The organism is Acinetobacter sp. P1(2025), assembly GCF_051390655.1.
GTDB lineage: Bacteria > Pseudomonadota > Gammaproteobacteria > Pseudomonadales > Moraxellaceae > Acinetobacter > Acinetobacter junii.
In genome coordinates this window covers 1-18760 of sequence record NZ_JBPKBJ010000034.1, presented here as the reverse complement: position 1 = coordinate 18760, position 18760 = coordinate 1, and the positions used below count along the sequence as shown (strand labels likewise).

At 39.5% G+C, this 18760-nt stretch carries 17 protein-coding genes and 1 pseudogene; 5 read left to right on the top strand and 13 right to left on the bottom strand.

Annotated elements, in window-relative coordinates; translation table 11 throughout:
* Nucleotides 1–108 precede the first annotated feature (108 nt).
* The 7 genes from ACSC97_RS10205 to ACSC97_RS10175 all read right to left on the bottom strand — a co-directional run bounded on the left by ACSC97_RS10205 (nt 109) and on the right by ACSC97_RS10175 (nt 8159).
* Nucleotides 109–3273, bottom strand: a complete 3165-nt coding sequence (locus tag ACSC97_RS10205; RefSeq protein ID WP_436660798.1) for an efflux RND transporter permease subunit — start codon at nt 3271–3273, stop codon at nt 109–111.
* The gene (locus ACSC97_RS10200; protein WP_243483852.1) at nt 3263–4495 is read right to left on the bottom strand and encodes an efflux RND transporter periplasmic adaptor subunit; all 1233 of its coding nucleotides are present in this window, start codon (nt 4493–4495) and stop codon (nt 3263–3265) included. Before ACSC97_RS10200 ends, ACSC97_RS10205 begins: the two co-directional genes overlap by 11 nt.
* A 2-nt stretch (nt 4496–4497) precedes the next feature.
* Nucleotides 4498–5925 carry a TolC family protein gene (locus ACSC97_RS10195; protein ID WP_436660796.1) on the bottom strand — a complete coding sequence of 476 codons (1428 nt, stop codon included), beginning with the start codon at nt 5923–5925 and terminating at the stop codon, nt 4498–4500.
* 56 nt (nt 5926–5981) lie between these two features.
* Nucleotides 5982–6386, bottom strand: a complete 405-nt coding sequence (locus ACSC97_RS10190; protein WP_436660794.1) for a cation efflux protein, CzcI-like — start codon at nt 6384–6386, stop codon at nt 5982–5984.
* 142 nt (nt 6387–6528) lie between these two features.
* Nucleotides 6529–6699, bottom strand: a complete 171-nt coding sequence (locus ACSC97_RS10185) for a hypothetical protein (RefSeq protein ID WP_282896582.1) — start codon at nt 6697–6699, stop codon at nt 6529–6531.
* A gap of 139 nt (nt 6700–6838) precedes the next feature.
* Nucleotides 6839–7450, bottom strand: coding sequence for a methyltransferase family protein (locus tag ACSC97_RS10180; protein WP_004951496.1), 612 nt, complete (start codon nt 7448–7450; stop codon nt 6839–6841).
* Between the two features lie 319 nt (nt 7451–7769).
* On the bottom strand, nt 7770–8159 hold the full coding sequence (locus ACSC97_RS10175; RefSeq protein ID WP_404488946.1) for a cation efflux protein, CzcI-like: 390 nt from the start codon (nt 8157–8159) through the stop codon (nt 7770–7772).
* A gap of 193 nt (nt 8160–8352) precedes the next feature.
* On the opposite strand from ACSC97_RS10175, the gene ACSC97_RS10170 reads away from it, so the two are divergent.
* Nucleotides 8353–8730, top strand: coding sequence for an SEL1-like repeat protein (locus ACSC97_RS10170; RefSeq protein WP_042891757.1), 378 nt, complete (start codon nt 8353–8355; stop codon nt 8728–8730).
* Nucleotides 8731–8775: 45 nt separating this feature from the next.
* On the opposite strand, the gene ettA is transcribed toward ACSC97_RS10170, so the two are convergent.
* A complete protein-coding gene (gene ettA / locus ACSC97_RS10165; protein ID WP_004909725.1) occupies nt 8776–10437 on the bottom strand; it encodes an energy-dependent translational throttle protein EttA in 1662 nt (553 codons plus the stop codon).
* Nucleotides 10438–10734: 297 nt separating this feature from the next.
* Here ettA and ACSC97_RS10160 point away from each other — a divergent pair, with 297 nt between their 5' ends.
* Both ACSC97_RS10160 and ACSC97_RS10155 read left to right on the top strand, forming a co-directional pair.
* A complete protein-coding gene (locus ACSC97_RS10160; RefSeq protein WP_436660790.1) occupies nt 10735–12012 on the top strand; it encodes an O-acetylhomoserine aminocarboxypropyltransferase/cysteine synthase family protein in 1278 nt (425 codons plus the stop codon).
* A 250-nt stretch (nt 12013–12262) separates the two neighbouring features.
* The gene (locus ACSC97_RS10155; protein ID WP_004951483.1) at nt 12263–13150 is read left to right on the top strand and encodes an SDR family NAD(P)-dependent oxidoreductase; all 888 of its coding nucleotides are present in this window, start codon (nt 12263–12265) and stop codon (nt 13148–13150) included.
* Between the two features lie 97 nt (nt 13151–13247).
* Here the strand turns inward: ACSC97_RS10155 and ACSC97_RS10150 are convergent, their stop codons facing one another.
* Nucleotides 13248–14354 carry an SDR family oxidoreductase gene (locus tag ACSC97_RS10150; RefSeq protein WP_436660788.1) on the bottom strand — a complete coding sequence of 369 codons (1107 nt, stop codon included), beginning with the start codon at nt 14352–14354 and terminating at the stop codon, nt 13248–13250.
* A gap of 103 nt (nt 14355–14457) precedes the next feature.
* Here ACSC97_RS10150 and ACSC97_RS10145 point away from each other — a divergent pair, with 103 nt between their 5' ends.
* Entirely contained in the window at nt 14458–14835 is a 378-nt protein-coding gene (locus ACSC97_RS10145) for a MerR family DNA-binding protein (protein ID WP_130575232.1), read from the top strand.
* 202 nt (nt 14836–15037) lie between these two features.
* A complete protein-coding gene (locus tag ACSC97_RS10140) occupies nt 15038–16330 on the top strand; it encodes an MFS transporter (RefSeq protein ID WP_004951479.1) in 1293 nt (430 codons plus the stop codon).
* A gap of 57 nt (nt 16331–16387) precedes the next feature.
* Here ACSC97_RS10140 and ACSC97_RS10135 read toward each other — a convergent pair whose 3' ends face one another.
* From ACSC97_RS10135 to ACSC97_RS10120, 4 genes and pseudogenes are all read right to left on the bottom strand, one after another.
* A complete protein-coding gene (locus ACSC97_RS10135; RefSeq protein ID WP_436660785.1) occupies nt 16388–17152 on the bottom strand; it encodes an HD domain-containing protein in 765 nt (254 codons plus the stop codon).
* A gap of 93 nt (nt 17153–17245) precedes the next feature.
* Nucleotides 17246–17563, bottom strand: coding sequence for an AzlD domain-containing protein (locus ACSC97_RS10130; RefSeq protein ID WP_436660783.1), 318 nt, complete (start codon nt 17561–17563; stop codon nt 17246–17248).
* A complete protein-coding gene (locus tag ACSC97_RS10125; protein ID WP_099947963.1) occupies nt 17560–18270 on the bottom strand; it encodes an AzlC family ABC transporter permease in 711 nt (236 codons plus the stop codon). The genes ACSC97_RS10130 and ACSC97_RS10125 overlap by 4 nt, the downstream gene beginning before the upstream one ends.
* Nucleotides 18271–18351: 81 nt before the next feature.
* A pseudogene (locus ACSC97_RS10120) lies at nt 18352–18647 on the bottom strand (helix-turn-helix domain-containing protein); the annotation flags it as partial.
* Nucleotides 18648–18760 lie beyond the last annotated feature (113 nt).

The window sequence follows — 18760 nt, the reverse complement described above, 5'->3', positions numbered from 1 at the left end:
TCGGCGTAAAACCCATAGGGGTTTTACAAGTCAGCCAAAGTTGAAATGCTTTGGCTGGTTTAGTTTCTTCTTAATAAAATGCTTTACTAAGAAGATAACATAAATAGATTAAATGGTGCTTTCCTGACTTTTGCTGGATTTAATCTCATTCATCCAACGATAAACGATTGGTAAAATGAGCAAGGTCAGTAAAGTTGATGAAATAATCCCACCAATCACCACAGTTGCTAAAGGACGTTGCACCTCTGCACCAGTACCAGTCGCAATTGCCATTGGAATAAAGCCAAGCGAAGCAACAAAAGCCGTCATTAATACAGGACGTAATCTTAAGATTGCTCCCTGCCATGTGGCTTTATGCACATCAAACTGCTCACGAAGTTCTTTAATAAAACTCAGCATCACAAGACCATTCAATACAGCGACACCTGACAGTGCGATGAATCCCACACCTGCCGACATTGACAGTGGAATATCTCGAAGCCAAAGTGCAACCAAACCACCAGACAATGCGAATGGCACTCCGCTAAAGACCAATAAACTTTCTTTAAAGTTATGGAACACAGCCATCAATAAAACAAAGATGGTAATTAACGCGAGTGGAATCACGATCTGCATACGTGCTGCAGCAGAAGCCAAATTCTCAAACTGCCCACCATATTCCAACCAATATCCCGCAGGCAAAGGTTGTTGTTTAAGGGTTGCTTGTAACTCTTGGACAAATGAACCCAAATCACGCCCTTCCACATTGGCAGTCACAATGACACGACGTTTACCATTTTCACGTCCGACCTGATTCATACCTGAAATGGTTTCCACCTTGGCAATATCTTGCAACTGGATCAAACCACCATTAGGCAATTGGATAGGTAGTTGAGCTAGGCTTTGTGCTGTACGTTGACTATCAGGTAAACGGATTTCAAAATCAAAACGGCGGTCACCTTGTAAAATCTGACCGACATTCTGACCACCGACACTCGCTGCAACAACATCTTGAATCGATTTCACAGATAAGCCATATTGCGCTGCAAGTGCATGATTGATATCCACATTCAATACAGGTAAACCACTAGTTTGTTCAACTTTGACCGCTGTTGCACCTGAGATCTTTTGTACTTTCTGAGCAATTGCTTGTGCTTGTGTATTGAGCACCTCCATATCATCGCCAAAAACTTTGATACCGACATCACTCCGTACACCCGAAATCAACTCATTAAAGCGAAGCTCAATCGGTTGTGAAAACTCACTGTTGTTGCCTGGAATATTTTCCAGAAATGCCTGCATCCGTGTCCGTAACTCATCAATAGTTTCCTTTGGATTTTCCCACTGATCTCGTGGTTTTAATAAAATCACCGCATCGGAAATATTGGGTGGCATTACGTCCGTTGCAACTTCAGCCGTACCTGTTCGAGCAAAAACAGCTTTAACTTCTGAGAAATTCTTTAAGATTAGTTTTTCAGTATTTTCCTGCATTCTTAAAGATTGCTCCAAACCTGTACTTGGAGAGCGCATTTGCTGTAAAGCAAAATCCCCTTCACTCAATTGTGGTGCAAACTCACTACCAATTTGCGTGGTCAATACACCAGTCAAAACTAAAATACTCACCGCTAAAGTCACAACCACCATCTTAAATTGATATGCCCAATCTAGGATTTGTTGATATTTTCTTTTTAGCGCTTGCATCCAACGAGATTCTTTTTCTTTCACCTCACCTGTAATAAATAACGCCACAGCCGCTGGAACAAAAGTCACCGATAAGATCATGGCGCCAAGCAATGCCATCACCACGGTCATCGCCATTGGATGGAACATTTTTGCTTCTACACCTGTTAGTGCAAAAATCGGCAAGTACACAACAATAATAATCGCCTGTCCAAACAGTAACGGCTTACGTGCTTGTTTGGCTGCAAGGAATACTTCTTTAAAGCGCTCACGACGTGTTAATAATCGACCTGCATGATGTTGTGCTTCTGCGAGCCGTCGGATACAGTTTTCGACAATCACCACTGCACCATCGACAATAATCCCGAAGTCCAATGCACCTAGACTCATCAAATTGGCACTAATATTTTGCTCAGCCATTCCTGTTAAGGTAAACAACATCGAAAGTGGAATGACACAGGCAGTAATTAAAGCCGCACGGAAATTACCTAAGAACACAAAGAGAATCACGATGACGAGGATCGCACCCTCAACTAAGTTCTTTTGAACAGTTTTAATGGCTTTATTGACTAAACTGGTACGATCATAAACCGTTTCAATTTCAACCCCTTTGGGTAAAGTCGGCTGAATTTCTTGGATTTTTGCATCAACGGCTTGGGCAACGGTACGACTGTTTTCGCCCATCATCATCATGGCGATACCCAATACCGTTTCTTCGCCATTATAAGTTGCAGCCCCCGTACGTAAATCATGTCCAATCGCAACTGTTGCAATATCGGCTACACGTATGGGTAAACCATTTTTGACACTTACGGTAATATTTTGGATATCTTCAACAGTGCTCAACATGCCCGGAACACGGACAGTAAGCTGCTGACCATTTTCTTCAATAAATCCCGCACCACGGTTTTCATTATTTTCCTGTAGAGCTGTTTGAAACTCTGTCAGTGAAATTTGAAGCTGCTGCAAACGTTTTAAATCAGGAGAAACGATATAGGTTTTGTTGTAACCGCCAATACTATTGATTTCAGCAACACCTTTCACTCGCTGCAATTGCGGACGCACAATCCAGTCTTGGATCTCGCGCAAATCCATCGCAGTATATGGCGTACCATCTTCTTTTTTGGCATCAGGTTTAGCTTTAATCACCCACTGGTAAATTTCGCCCAAGCCCGTAGAAACAGGTGACATGAGTGGATCAACCGCATCTGGCAACTGCCCATCGGCTTCTTGCAAACGTTGATTAATTAACTGTCTCGCCCAGTAAATATCAGTGCCATCTTTGAAAATAATAGTGACTTGCGATAAGCCGTAACGAGAAATCGAACGGGTTTGCTCTAAGTTTGGAATCCCTGCCATGGCGGTTTCAATCGGATAAGTAATCCGCTGTTCGACTTCGAGAGCTGTATAACCATTGGCTTGGGTATTAATTTGTACTTGGGTATTGGTGATATCAGGCACTGCATCAATCGGCAGTTTTTGATAACTCCATACCCCAACCGCAATCCACGTCATCACAAACAACATGACCCAAATCGCATTACGGATCGCAAATTGAATAATGCGATCAAATAAGCCCTCTGGCTTCGGCAATTGAGAGGAATTAGTGTCCATGCGCAGCCTCTCCTTTCTCAAGCTCTGATTTCAGCAAGAAGCTTCCTTCAGCCACATAAGATTGACCTGCTGTTAAACCTTGGGTAATTTCAACCCATTGTCCATCTTGGGTACGCTGTCCAACTTGCACAGGTACTGCAACAAAATCAAAGCCTTTGTTTTGATTTGCTTTTGCAACAAAAACGGTATCTTTACCTTCAACCTGTTGAATCGCCTGTGCACTGACGCGGATGGCTGACTGTTTTGAGCCTGCTTGTAGCTCTACATTCACCATCAAATTTGGACGTAATTCGGCTGCATTTGACAATACTTTAGCACGTACTTGTAAACGCCCTGTTTGTGCATCGGCTTCAGTCGTAAGACTTTGCACTTGTGCGTTAAATTGATTGCCCGTTTGCAAAGATTTGAAGCGAATTTGTTGATTTGGCTGAACATTAACGTTCGCCACCGTTGGCATAACAAATTCCAACCAAAGTTGATCGAGTTGATCAATAGTGAACAACTGATCTGCAAGTTGGACATTTTCCCCAATCACAATATCTTTATTACTGATCACACCATTAATCGGTGCTGTCAAAGTGTAACGACCACTAGAATTCGAACCTGCACCAAAAGCTGTTAAACGTGAGCGAGCGGCTTGCACCTGAATTTGCGCTTGGCGATAAGCATTATAAGCACGCTGATAATCTTGTTTTGCAGAAATTCCCTGCGACCACAAACTGCGTTCACGTTCATAATCTTGTTTTGCCAAATCCAAATTAGTCTGCGCAATTTGTAAATTGGCTTGTTGATCGACTAAATCGGGTACCAACAAATTTGCTAGAGCTTGACCACGCTTGACTTGCTGGCCCAATTCAACATACACAGACTCCACTCGCCCTGCAAAACTCGGCGAAACGTGTGCTTGTCGATCCGTATTGACCATTATTTTTGCTGGAAAGGTCTGAACTTGATTGACTGCACCCAAAGCAACTTGAGCAAGTTTGACGTTTTGCTGTTGCATTTGCTCATTGGTCAGAGTGAGTTTTTCCTCGTCTTCCGCCTGCTCTTTTTCACCTTCAGCACCTTCTTTTTCATTTTCTTGATGGGCATGCTCTTGCTCTGCATTCTCTGTGGTTTCAGCTTTTGAACCCCATAACACAGCTCCAGCAAGTATTCCTGTGACAACAATAATGATGCTAATCCAAACCCATTGAGAACGTGTCTTTAATGTGTTGCCCATGTTTATTCTCCTAATTGGTTTGGAAATGAATTACTTTGTTGCCAAACACGTTGATTCAATTGCATCAGTGCATCTTTGGCTGTGATTTGCTCGACAGGAAGACCCATACGCGCACTTTGAACTTCTACACTCAACTGCCATGCTTGTTTAAGGAGTTGTACTTTACGCAAGCGAACATCTTGTAATTGAGTGGTCGCTTGCTGCACGTCAGTCACAGCAAATTTACCAAGACGAAAACCTTCTAAGGTTTTTTGCTGAACTTGGGTTGCCAAGGGCACCTGCTGATCATTCAGCTGTTTAAATTGCATGTGTAAGCCACGTAATTCTGCAAGGCGAACATCGATATCCATCTGATTTTGTTGGCGGTAGAAACGCTGTTGCTGTTGAATCAGTGTTTGTTTAGCCTCTGCAATCTGAATACCGTATTTTTGTGGATTAAAAATATTAAGAGGAATCTCAACGCCTAAACGAATTTGATTTTCAGTGTTTTGATCTGCTGATCGAGTCCGATTCACCCCTAAGGTCATAATCGGCTGAGGACGAGATTTTGCTTTGAGCTGCTCGATATTGGCTTGTTGACGTTGCGTTTCTAATTGCAAACTACGCTCAAACAAATTCTCAATATTTTGTTCATCAGTCTTCACAGCTGTGGCTCTTGCCCAAAGCTCATTGACAGTTGGTGCAATCATAAATTGATTCGCATCACTGCCCCAGAAACTGGCTAATTGTTTCTGTGCGACTTGCAGCTGTAAATCAGCCTGCTGAAAAATACGCTGATTCTCTAAATGAGCCATACGTACACGTTCGACATCAACTTGAGCAATACTACCGGCCTGATAGCGTTTTAAAGTGGCATCTAAATTTTGCTGACTCACCTGCAACTGTTCTGCGATCAATGACTTTTCTAATTGGAATAACGCCACTTGCGACCATGCGTATTGCACAATCAAATCAAGCTCTGCATTGTAACGTTGCTGTTCTAAATCAACTTGAGTTGCCGAAAGTTGAGCGACTTTCTGTGCTGCGCGACGCTGACCAAAAAGATCCAAAGCTTGTGAAACACCAATTGCGAGCTCTTGATCTTTATTACTTTGTAAGCCTGTTTGTTCCACTGAAATACTTGGATTGGCCCATAAAGCACTTTGTTTGAGCTGTGCACTCGCCATCTGTTGTTGTGTTTGCCAACTCGACTGATTCGCTTGATAGCTACGAATCTGTTCAAGGATCTGATCAAAACTAGCATTTCTTTGCATAGCACGATTGGGTGACTGATTGGCATCCAACAATGACTCTGCTTGCACAGATTGATTAGAAATCACCATTGCCAGTGTTAGCAAAAGAATTGAACATTTTGATGAAAATGCATAAGCACTTGGTTTTAGTGCATACGACCTATGCGTATTACTACGCTGATTAAAACTGGAAGACATAATGAAGCCCCGCAAATAAAGGAAAATTGCGGTGGGCTATTTTTCGGCTACCCCACCTATAGCGGGGCAAAAAGCGGCGGTGGATTTAATCTAGATAAATGCGGGGATTGGTAGGAATTCGACCAAATATAATTTTGCTTGAATTCTTTGACTCTAAGCAAAGGTTCATCAAGTTGTTGCTGTGCTTCAATCATCACAACATGAAAACAGGATGGCAAATGATCATGGTGATCCTGTAAATTCAAAGACATCGGTAAATCAGAGGCTTCCTGATCGGAAACCACTGAATAATGAGTCGATGCAATAGAACTTTCTGGAACATGATGACCAAAGTGCGTAACCACGCTGCTATTTGTCGTATTGATATTTTCATGTCCACAATACGCAGCCGCCACGTTCCAAAGACTTTGAAACATGAACAAACTGAGCAAGACGGTAATAAAAATACGAGAACGCTGCAAAGGTTACTCTTTTAGATAAAAATTGCACAGATGAACTATAGCAAGTAAGGTCAGTGTAATAAAATTACATTTCGGTCAGTTTAAATAAAAACCAACATTGCTGACCTTTAACTACTAAGTTCGACCGTATTCATGTTCAATCTTATTTTTGTTGAGCACTTAACTGCTCACCATGATTGACTTGTTTGGTTTTCGTTTCCTTTTGCGCTTGTAAATTCTTTTCCAAGAACATCAAGCCACCATCAGCGTGCGCTGTACCAGCAAAAAGACAGAAAACTAAGACACATAACTTTAGATTAACTTTAGATAACATAATTCAGACCCTATTCAAAAAATTCATCAATTATTGGAAAAACGCCAATAACCAAATCAGATAAACAACCTTAGTTTGAGTAAGCTCTGAAGCTTAGATAACTCTTACCAAGACCAAAATAAAACTAAAAAACAGTTGCTTAAAACCACCTAAAAATAGATGGGATCACACCTAAAAGCCGAAGCTTTTCAAATAATTGAACCAGTGCTGCAATCCAAAAAAACCAGACTACCTGCACCAAGAAAATCCGAAAATGTTTAGGCGAAATTTGATAGCATTCAGGTTCTGTATACTTTTTAAAACTCGGAATAAACCGAGGAATGCGATCCATATACGCTAAATACTTCATCCCATATTTCTTGCTCAAAAATTTTTCTTCTTGGCTAATCACATAGTGGTAATAAATCAGAAAATAAACAGTGAATATCAATGGGAATAAAAATGTTTCAGTTAAAAACATGATCCCCACACCACCTAAATAACTAAATAGATATAATGGATTGCGACATAATGAATATGGACCCTCCATTACCAATTTATTATTTTTATACCCTGAAATATAAATGCTGCACCAAATCCTCCCCATTGCTCCAACACCTACAAATAACCACCCCATCAACCATAAAAAATACCCGATTAATGAAGCATGAAAATGCCATTTGCTTAAACTTAATGCAACTATTATTAGGAGGAAAAAACCGATAAATCTTGAACTTAGCGTTCTAATTTTAGATGAAAGTAAATAACTCATAATTAAATACCTCCAAAAATCAAATATTTTGATTTTTTGAAAAATATATTATTCACTTGATATTTGAATGCATTTAAAATAACAACCCTAATAGCATTATTAAATAAACCATTTGGTAAATACCTATCATATACAAAGTGATATTTACTATTGTAAGAATCAACTAGAAACAACGAATAAACTAAATTCAATGAAGTTTTCTTTAATATAAAGAAAATCCCACCCATATATTTAGAGTATTTTTTACATAAATAATTAAGCATAATATAACCCTTTGAAATAGACCTATTTCTGGTGGGTTATTTTTCGGCTACCCCACCTATAGCAGGGTAAAGACAGGAGGTGGGTCTGAAATGAACAAATCAGGGGATTGATAGAAGTTCAGCCAAGTATATTTTTGTTTTAATTCATATATTTGAGATAAAATATACTCAACATCATTTTGTTGATTGAACACGGCAAGCTGAAAACACGAAGGTAAATGATCATGATGATTGACTGTCAAAACTTGATCAGAATCTTGTTCAGTAATTGCGAAAGCATCTTGATTCTTTGAAGATTTGTCAATGTCGTGATGACCAAAATGAGTTGTTATAGTAAGTGGTTCTATCGTCTGTTCATGAGCACAATACGCAGCCGCCACGTTCCAAATACTTTGGAATATGAATAAGCTAAGTAAGACGGTCATAAATATACTAGAACGGCGCACTTTTATATCAAATGTTCAAATAATATGTAGACTATATCAAGTAAGCTTGATGTAATAAAATTACATTGTAATAAAAAACCATTCGTCAAAATTTTAATTAATTTAGAATCAAACTGATGAAATAAATAAAATTACAACATTTTAGTAAAAAAAGCTTTATAGTATAAAAAAGACACAAAAGTGGGAGGCCAATATGAATATCAAACAACTCAAACAATCGGCTCACTCTTTTATTGTAAACCTTATAGATCACCAAGATCTTCCTGATGCAAAGTCTGAGATAAGTAAAGCACATTACTTTGAGAGATTAGCAACACATGAACATCAAACGTTACAATCTCTAAAACAGTCCTCCAACGACCGAAATGCAGTTTGGTATTATTTGCGAGCAGCATTAAGAGGCGATGCAGAAGCAGCTTTTAAATTAGGAGAAAGCTATTTACATGGTGACTTGGGGTTAGACAAAGATTATAGGAAAGCGCAATATTGGCTGGATAGGGCTGTTTCATTAGGTCATCCTAAAGCGAGAGCCTATTTATATAATGCTTTTAGTGAAATAGCATTTTCATAAGTTGTAAAAAACCAGCCCTGAGGCTGGTTTTTTTATTAGCAGAAATTAACCGCTAATTTTTTTGTATTTGGTACGTTTTTGAGCCGCATCTTCACCTAAACGTGACTGACGGTATGCTTCATATTCTGCATAGTTACCAGTATAGAATTCTGGTTGTTCGTTTTCAAACGACAAGATATGCGTTGCAATACGGTCAAGGAACCAACGGTCATGCGATACTACCATTACCGTACCAGGGAATACCAAAATAGCATCCTCTAGTGCACGTAAAGTTTCGATATCCAAATCGTTTGATGGCTCATCCAGTAGGATTACGTTAGCGCCCATTTGAAGGATCTTGGCAAGTTGTAAACGGTTACGTTCACCACCAGACAGTTCACCTACGCGTTTCTGCTGATCTTGACCTTTAAAGTTAAAGCGACCGATATATGCACGTGATGCAATTTCGTAATCACCAATTTTTAAGATATCTAAACCACCAGAAACTTCTTCCCAAACAGTTTTATTGTTGTCTAAGGTGTCACGGATCTGACCAACATAAGCCACTTTAACTGAATCACCTAATGTCACAGTACCTGTATCAGGTTGCTGCTCACCAGTCATCATACGGAATAACGTCGTCTTACCTGCACCGTTTGGACCAACGATACCGACAATCGCTGTAGGCGGTACAGTAAAGCTTAAGTTCTCGTACAATACGCGACCATCAAACGATTTACTGATGCCTTCAACTTCAACAACCTTATTACCTAGACGTGGACCAGGTGGAATGTAGATTTCAGACGTTTCATTACGCTGTTGGAATTCTTTAGAGTTAAGCTCTTCAAAACGTTCCATACGCGCTTTGTTTTTCTTTTGCTGACCTTTCGCATTTGAACGAACCCATTCAAGTTCTTTTTTCAATGCTTTAGCAAAAGATTCTTCTTGTTTCTGTTCTTGCTCTAAACGCGCATTCTTTTGCTCTAACCAAGAAGAATAGTTACCTTGATAAGGAATACCATGTCCACGGTCAAGTTCAAGAATCCACTCAGCCACGTTATCTAAGAAATAACGGTCATGCGTAATCGCAACGATAGTACCAGGGAAATCTTTTAAGAAACGCTCTAACCAAGTAACTGATTCAGCATCCAAATGGTTCGTTGGTTCGTCTAGAAGCAACATGTCTGGCTTAGAAAGCAATAAACGACACAATGCTACACGACGGCGCTCACCACCTGAGAGTTTAGTAACATCAGCATCCCAAGCAGGAAGATTTAATGCGTCAGCAGCTATCTCAAGTTGATTATTGAGATTATGTGCGTCCCAAGCATGAATAATTGATTCTAACTTTTCTTGCTCTTTTGCAAGTGCATCAAAATCAGCATCAGGATCAGCGTATTCAGCAAAAACTTGATCAAGACGTTCTAGAGCATCAAGCGCCTCGCGTACACCATCTTCAACGTTTCCGCGAACATCTTTAGTAGGATCAAGTGGCGGTTCTTGTTCTAAGTAACCGATTTTGATTCCAGGTTGTGCACGAGCTTCACCAGAGAAATCTTTATCTACGCCCGCCATAATACGGAGCAAGGTAGACTTACCTGCACCGTTTAAACCAAGCACACCAATTTTTGCACCTGGGAAAAATGATAAAGAGATGTCTTTTAAGATTTCGCGCTTAGGCGGAACCATCTTCGACACTCGGTTCATCGTATAAATATATTGGGCCACGCAGGACTCCTCAATTGAAAAACCAATACATCGCGAAAAGCGAAAAATAATCGCACGTATTATACGCTGAAAACCCAATCAACATGAAGTTAAGTTAGATTTTGTTTGTGCCAATTAAAAGCATTTTCTTTTTCAAGACTTTACGCCATTTGATTAAAAACACACACCAAGTCTTATGCAGCCACATCTTGCTATAGATATGAATAAAAACGCTATAAATCGCATAATTTATGCACCATTTTGGATAAGTTTTAGGCTACACTCGCTGATTATTTAACTCACGAAGATGATGTAACCATGACATACAAAGATGAAACTTTAGCCATTCATGCGGGATATTCACCAGAAGCAACCACCAAAGCAGTGGCTGTTCCAATTTATCAAACAACATCTTATGCCTTTGATAACACTCAACATGGTGCCGATTTATTTGATTTAAAAGTTCAAGGCAATATTTATACTCGAATCATGAATCCCACCACAGCTGTACTTGAGCAACGTATCGCTGCACTGGAAGGTGGGATTGGCGCTTTGGCACTAGCATCAGGAATGGCAGCAATTACCTATTCGATTCAAACGATTGCTGAAGCTGGAGATAATATTGCATCCGTATCTACTTTATACGGTGGTACTTACAACTTATTTGCTCATACTCTACCTAAGCAAGGCATCGAAGTTCGTTTTTTTGATTATCAAAACCCAGAAGCACTACGTTCAATCATTGACGACAAAACTAAGTTAGTTTTCGTTGAATCGATTGGTAATCCACTTGGTAATATTATTGACCTCGAAGCAATTGCCAAAATCGCACATGAATATGGTGTACCTGTCATTGTTGATAACACAGTGGCAACACCTGCTCTACTCAAACCATTTGAGTTTGGTGCCGATATCGTAATTCATTCACTCACTAAATATATCGGTGGTCATGGCAACAGCATTGGCGGCATTATTGTGGATAGCGGGAAATTCCCATGGGGTAAATATCCTGAACGTTTTAAAACTTTAAATACTCCTGATCCAAGCTACCACGGCGTGAACTATGTTGAAGTATTAGGTGAAGCCGCCTATATCGCACGTGCGCGTGTCGTTCCATTACGTAATACTGGTGCTGCAATTAGCCCACTCAGCGTATTTTTGATTTTACAAGGATTAGAAACCCTAAACCTACGGATGGAACGTCACACCGAAAATGCCCTGAAAGTTGCCGAATATCTGAAACAACATCCAAAAGTAAAATGGGTGAACTATGCAGGTCTTAGTGACCACCCACAGCATAAATTGGCACAAAAATACGTGAAAGGTAAACCTTCTGCGATCCTTTCCTTTGGAGTTCAAGATGGTCGTGAAGGAGGAACTCGTTTTATTGATGCATTACAGTTGTTTACTCGTCTCGTAAACATTGGTGATGCAAAGAGTTTGGCATACCATCCAGCAACTACAACTCATCGCCAATTGAATGCAGAAGAACTTAAATCTGCAGGCGTGAGTGAAGATCTCGTTCGTTTATCTGTTGGTATTGAGCATATTGATGACCTGATTGCCGACCTCGAACAAGCTCTTGCACAAGTATAATTTATAAGCAAAAGAATAAGCCCCATAATTGGGGCTTATTTTTTATACAAAATCCATTAAATATTCGTTCTTTTTCAAGTATTACAATATCTTGTTTTAGAGTTTTTACTCTAAAAAAATTATTATATTTCAAACATTTAAACTAGACAAACCTAAAATATCGGTTAATATTACACCAAAATAAAGTGCAGTGTTTAATCGCAATAAGAAAGCATTGCAAACAACAGCTTGATTAATGTAGGTAACGTACATGAACGCAAAACTCAAAAAACTTTTTAATCAAAAAGTCGACGGTAAAACAATCATTGTCACTGGTGCTTCAAGTGGTATTGGTTTAACGGTTTCAAAACACCTCGCTCAAGCTGGTGCGCATGTCTTATTGCTCGCTCGTACCAAAGAAACTTTGGATGAAGTAAAAGCAGAGATCGAAGCAAACGGAGGAAAAGCATCGGTATTTCCGTGTGATTTAAATGACATGGAATCAATTGATGCGGTTTCGAAAGAAATCCTTGCCTCAGTTGATCATATTGATATTCTGATCAACAATGCAGGCCGCTCAATTCGTCGTGCTGTGCATGAATCAATTGATCGTTTCCATGATTTTGAACGTACTATGCAACTGAATTATTTTGGCGCAGTTCGTTTAGTACTCAATGTATTACCGCACATGATGCAACGTAAAGATGGTCAAATCATCAATATCAGCTCAATCGGTGTACTTGCCAATGCAACTCGCTTCTCAGCTTATGTTGCATCTAAAGCTGCATTAGATGCTTTCAGCCGTTGTTTATCTGCTGAAGTGCATTCTCATAAGATTGCAATTACTTCGATTTATATGCCTTTAGTCCGTACGCCAATGATTGCACCGACTAAGATCTATAAATATGTACCGACTCTTTCACCTGAAGAAGCAGCTGACCTAATTGCTTATGCTATCGTGAAACGTCCGAAGAAAATTGCGACACACTTGGGTCGACTAGCTTCAATCACCTATGCAATTGCACCTGATATCAACAATATCTTGATGTCGATTGGCTTTAATTTATTCCCTAGCTCGACAGCATCAGTGGGTAAGCAAGAGAAATTAAATCTAATCCAACGTGCGTATGCGCGCTTATTCCCAGGCGAACACTGGTAATCTGCGATAATCTGAAAAAGCCTCCTCTGCGGAGGCTTTTTTATGTACAAAAATACAATGTGTATAAATCCAAACTTATCCACAGGGTGTTGATTATCTAAGCAGATTTCGGCTGTTGTCCGACCCAACGACTGGTTTTTTCTAAAGCCAATTTCAGATCGGTTTCATGTATATTCCACTTTTGAATCAGTTGAGCCAATGAAGTCGTATTCAGTGGCTCAGTTCGAATAAAATCTAACATTTCCTTAGACATCTCTAACTTCTGAGCCAGCCATTTCCATTTTAGTATCACTCTTAAGACAGCTAAAGGCACATAGCGTGTAGGTGCTTGCTGATTAACTTGTGTAGCGATGATATTAAACATCTCAGCTAAAACAAAACGTTGTTGATGAGCTACCAACAGCTCACGTTGGGCTAAACTGTTCTCGGTTGCAGCAAGTACCATGACTTTCACCAAGTAATCTACTGTCACCAGTGGCAAATAATGTTGAGGTGTGGCAGGTATTGCACCCATTTTTTTCCGCTTTAATAAATCCACCATTTGGGCAATCGGTTGATTGTCAGGAATTTCTCCCGTAAGCGCATCGCCCACGACAGTAGCTGGATGAATGATTGTCCAATCGATCTTTAATTCTTCTGCCAATCTCATCCACGCATAATGAGCTTCAATTTTGGATGCCTCATACGCACCCAATTGTTGATAAACCCTATTCCAGTCAGTGGCTTCAGGTTGATCGAGACAAATCCCCGCTTGTTGTAAATGCGAGTGAATAGTCAACATGTACCCTGAAACGTGGATGGCTCGATCTAATTTGCAGTATTTATTCAGACTTGAAAGTAAATTCAGTGCCCCTTCAACATTAACTTTGCGCGCATGTCGCATACTTAAATCCCAAGCAAACAATGCACTACTGTTGTACAAAGTATTCACTTGCTGCAATTGTTCCCAAGTGCTGCTCTCTATGCCCAAATCAACTTGCGTCACATCACCTTGCACACACTGAAAACGCTCTAAATTTATATTTCGATTTCTCAGCCAATCTTCGAGCTGTCTTTGCTGCTGAGCTTTATTACGGAGCAATGCAAAAACTTGATGCCCTTGTTGTAGCAATTCGGCAATCAAAAACCGCCCAACAAATCCTGTTGCACCAGCAACAAATGCGACTTGTAAAGATTGCTCTGCTTTTAAAGTTGTTTGTTTCATTTGAATGACTCTTTTTTGTCGTTGTAGGAATAGGCTAAAGGATGGAGTACACTCAAAGGTCAAGGGTATTTTTATAAAAACTCAAAAATAAAAAGGTCTTATTATGTTGATTGGACAATTATCTAAACATAGCGAATTAAGTAAGGATACCATTCGTTTTTATGAGAAAATGTCGCTTATACAATCAGTTACTTGCGCTAATGGTTACAAAGACTACTCAGAGCAAACTTTGCAACAACTGTTATTAATTCGAACAGCAAAAAATTTGGGATTCTCACTCAATGAAATTAAACAAATTTTAGAAATGACCTCAGAACAAGAAATACCCGCACATCAAATGCAAAATATCTTTCAAGAAAAACTCGCGGCGATAGATGAAAAAATCTTTCAACTCCAACAAATTCGAAACATGCTGAGCCAATTCACTCAAGGTGAACCGTGTCCTTTGCGAAGGGATTGTTCTATTCCACAATTAAAGTAATTGTTTTTTAAAAAATTACTATTTAATCGTCACTATATTCTGACTGCTAAAGCCTTCCAGAACGCTCAGGTCTTTCTCACCATCTAAAAATACAATCATAAAAAGCATACAAAATAGTGTCATTTTCATGCTTTTTTAGCGGTATATAACAAACGGTAAAGATTCAGTAACAGAATCTTGCTTAGTGTAGAAAGGATCAGATATGAGTCAGACATATAGCAAGGAAGAAAGAACGAGCCGCATTAAAGGCATCGTTGGTGCAGCATCAGGGAATTTAGTGGAATGGTTTGATTTTTATATCTATGCCGTTTTTGCTGCTTATTTTACTCATGCATTAACCGCTCCAGATATGGAACCCACGACCAAAGCCATTTATGTGTGGGGGGTGTTTGCAGCGAGTTTCTTTATGCGTCCAATTGGAAGCTGGTTGTTTGGACGAATTGCTGATCGGCATGGTCGTAAAAAATCGATGGTGATCTCGATTTGCCTGATGGCACTCAGCTCATTTCTTTTTGCTGCCCTACCAACCTATGATCAAGTCGGCATGCTCGCTCCATTTTTATTACTGATGGTTCGCTTATTACAGGGGTTATCTGTAGGTGGTGAATATGGTGCAGTTGCCACCTATATGAGTGAACTGGGTTTAAAAGGTCAGCGTGGTTTTTTTGCTTCTTTTCAATACGTCACCTTATCAGGAGGCCAACTACTAGCAAGCTTACTTGGGGTCATCTTACTGGGCTTCATGACCGAACAACAATTAAATGATGGGGGATGGCGTATTCCCTTCGTGATTGGCGGTGTAGCTGCATTGCTTTCATTGGCTGCACGTAGCCGTTTAGAAGAAACCTTATCAAATGAAGATGCTGAACGTGAAGAATCGGGAAGCTTAATTGCACTATTAAAGCAACATTGGAAAACTTTCTTATTGGTGGTGGGTTATACCTCAGCAGGTTCACTGACATTTTATGTAGTGACTGTATATTCAAAGACCTACCTAACCAATATTGGCATGGATGGTAAAACAGTGGGGTTTATCATGACCACTGCTTTATTTGTTTTTATGATCGCTCAACCCTTTTTTGGAATGTTGTCTGATCGAATTGGCCGTCGTGCCTCTATGCTCGCTTTTAGTCTATTGAGTGCTATTTTCATCTATCCCGTGATGGTGACAGGAATGCGTAGTTTTGCAGACTCGCCTGTGATTATTACCTTATTACTCATTTTCTTGATGATGTTGTTGAGCTTCTACACTTCAATTAGTGGTTTGGTCAAAGCAGAAATGTTCCCGCCTCATGTACGCGCATTAGGTGTTGGTTTCTCCTATGCGGTGGGTAATGCACTATTTGGTGGTTCTGCACCTTCTGTTGCACTGTTATTCAAAGATGCAGGCATTGAAAATACATTCTTCGTATATGTCATTATCATGTTGATCATTTGTTTCTTCTGTAGTTGGGCATTACCGAAAAAACCTGAATATTTAGAACATGACCACTGATAAAATTTAATCATTTAAATCAACCACTTTTGTTCTACTAAAAGTGGTTTTTTATTTTTATTGATCAAGATAAGGATTAAATTTAACTAAATATTTAAATCCACTTTGTACCACCATCGCAGTACGTGATTTCGGACGAGCTTGAGCTTCATGTTGGGTGAATTCAATCATATGTTGATTAAAATCTAAACGTGGATATTGTTGATATAACTGTGTTCTGAATGTAGTAGAGAACTCAAAACCACGACTGCCTATCACATCACAACTGGCTGCTTGTTGTAGTAAATGTGCCTCTACACCATCCTCAAGCGCCACGAATGGATTCATATGCATACTGATCGCATCAAATAATTGATCAGCACGTGGTATTTGCCAACCACGTTGTATTGACCAATCTTTGGCTGCATAAGCGCCCTGTCCTGCAAAGCAACGACAGTTTGCATGGTGTTGGTAATGCTGCTCAGTCATTCCCAAATCATGCAACAAACATGAAACGGCCAATAACTCCTCATCCATTTTTAGCTTCTGAAGCTTGGAAAATGCAACGGCGTAATACCAAGTCCTCAAACAATGATTTTGTAAAGCAATTGAGCTACAGGACTGCATCTTTTCAATTGCGTGTTTGATCTCGACACTATCAGGCAAATGCAAATCATCTATCTGTAATATTTTTGGAGCTTTGGTCATACTGCTTGCAAATGCATACATTTTTACACTTTGCTGAAGTAAAGGCAGCAAACTATGACTTAACAATGTCATACGATCTGTTAAGGATAAATCACCTGAAGTTTGAACCATCCATACCTGTCGACCGATTTGCATTTGATCCACCAATAAAATTAGAGTAATTACTCTAATTTTTATAAGTATTCTGTTTAGATGTCAACTCAGGATAATAAACGTTCCAGAAATCAACTAATTCAACCAAAATACCAAACCATAAAAGCATGCCAAACTTAATATAATCGTTAACAAGGTATGACGAACTACATAGGCAATCAAAATCGTCAAAATCGTGGCGAGAAAATAAGGATTGAGTAAACTCTCACGAAATGCACCATGCTCATCCATAAACACGATTGGGGTGGCAATTGCAGTCAATAAACATGGGGCAGAATACTGCAAAGATTGCTGAAACCATTTCGGCAGTCGCAAAGGAATATTAGGTTCAAGCAATATATAGCGGTTCATAAATACAACTAGTGCCAAAATAATCAGGATAAACCAAGTCATACTTTACGCTCCCGAAAATTCTGTAAGCAAGTCGCAGCAAACATCCCGATCACTCCAGCCATGATTGCCGCACTTTTAATCCCTAGACTTAAAAAAACCACCGTTAATGTGACTGAAACAAGAACACCAACCAAAGTATTTAAGTTTTTAATAAATGGAACTACGATTGCAATAAAAGTTGCCACGATGGAAAAATCGAGATGGTATTGATCTAAATTAGGGACTGCAGTAGCAAGGAATACACCACAAGCGCTAAACAGTACCCAACACAAATAAAAACAAAGTCCAGCACCAAGTAGATAATGAATATAATGTTGTTGCTTTTTAATACTCACCGCAAACAATTCATCCGTCAGCAAAAAACCCAGCATCAAACGATTTTTTAAGGGCTGTTTGGAGATATCTTCTCGCAAATACAAAGCATATAAATAATGCTGTGTAGTAATCAGAAAAACTGAAATAATAATCGTTAACGCAGGTGTACCCGCCATCACTAGACCCAAGGTCATCAACTGTGCTGCACCCGCAAAGACAAGTGCAGACATTGCAATGGCTTGCATGGTTGTAAGGCCTGCTTGAATCGCCATCGAACCTGCCAACAAGCCCCAAGGTAATACGGCAAAACACAATGGAAGTATTTTGATCACTCCATTTAAAAATGCCCGTGATTCGGTCATCGGGGTATGATCTATGTTTTCAGCTAACATCTACATCACAATCATTGATTAAAAACCCAATGACTATGCCAAATCTAGATCATCCAAGCTTGTATAAAATTGCTGTTTTTTTTATTTGAGATAAGCAGTATAACCGCCTGGCGTAATACCAAACGTTTGACGAAAATGCCGACTAAAATGACTTTGATCTGAGAAACCACATTGCTGTGAAACTTCTGATAAGTTCAAACCCTGTCTCAATAATTTTTGTGATTTCTGTAATCGCGCTTGGATCAACCACGCATGTGGTGAGAGTCCCACATGCTTTTTAAATTGACGTAAAAATGCCACTGGTTCAGATTCGCCATTTCAGCCAATTCGATGAGTGAAAACTCTTGCTCAGGCATACTGGCCATTAATTCTTTAATATTAGGACTTACGCACTATCATTTATAGATTCTCTGTGGTAGCAGATGATTTTTATCGAGAATAAAGTCATCAATGAAGTCTTTGATGATTGGTCTAAATAAGTTCTTTTGCC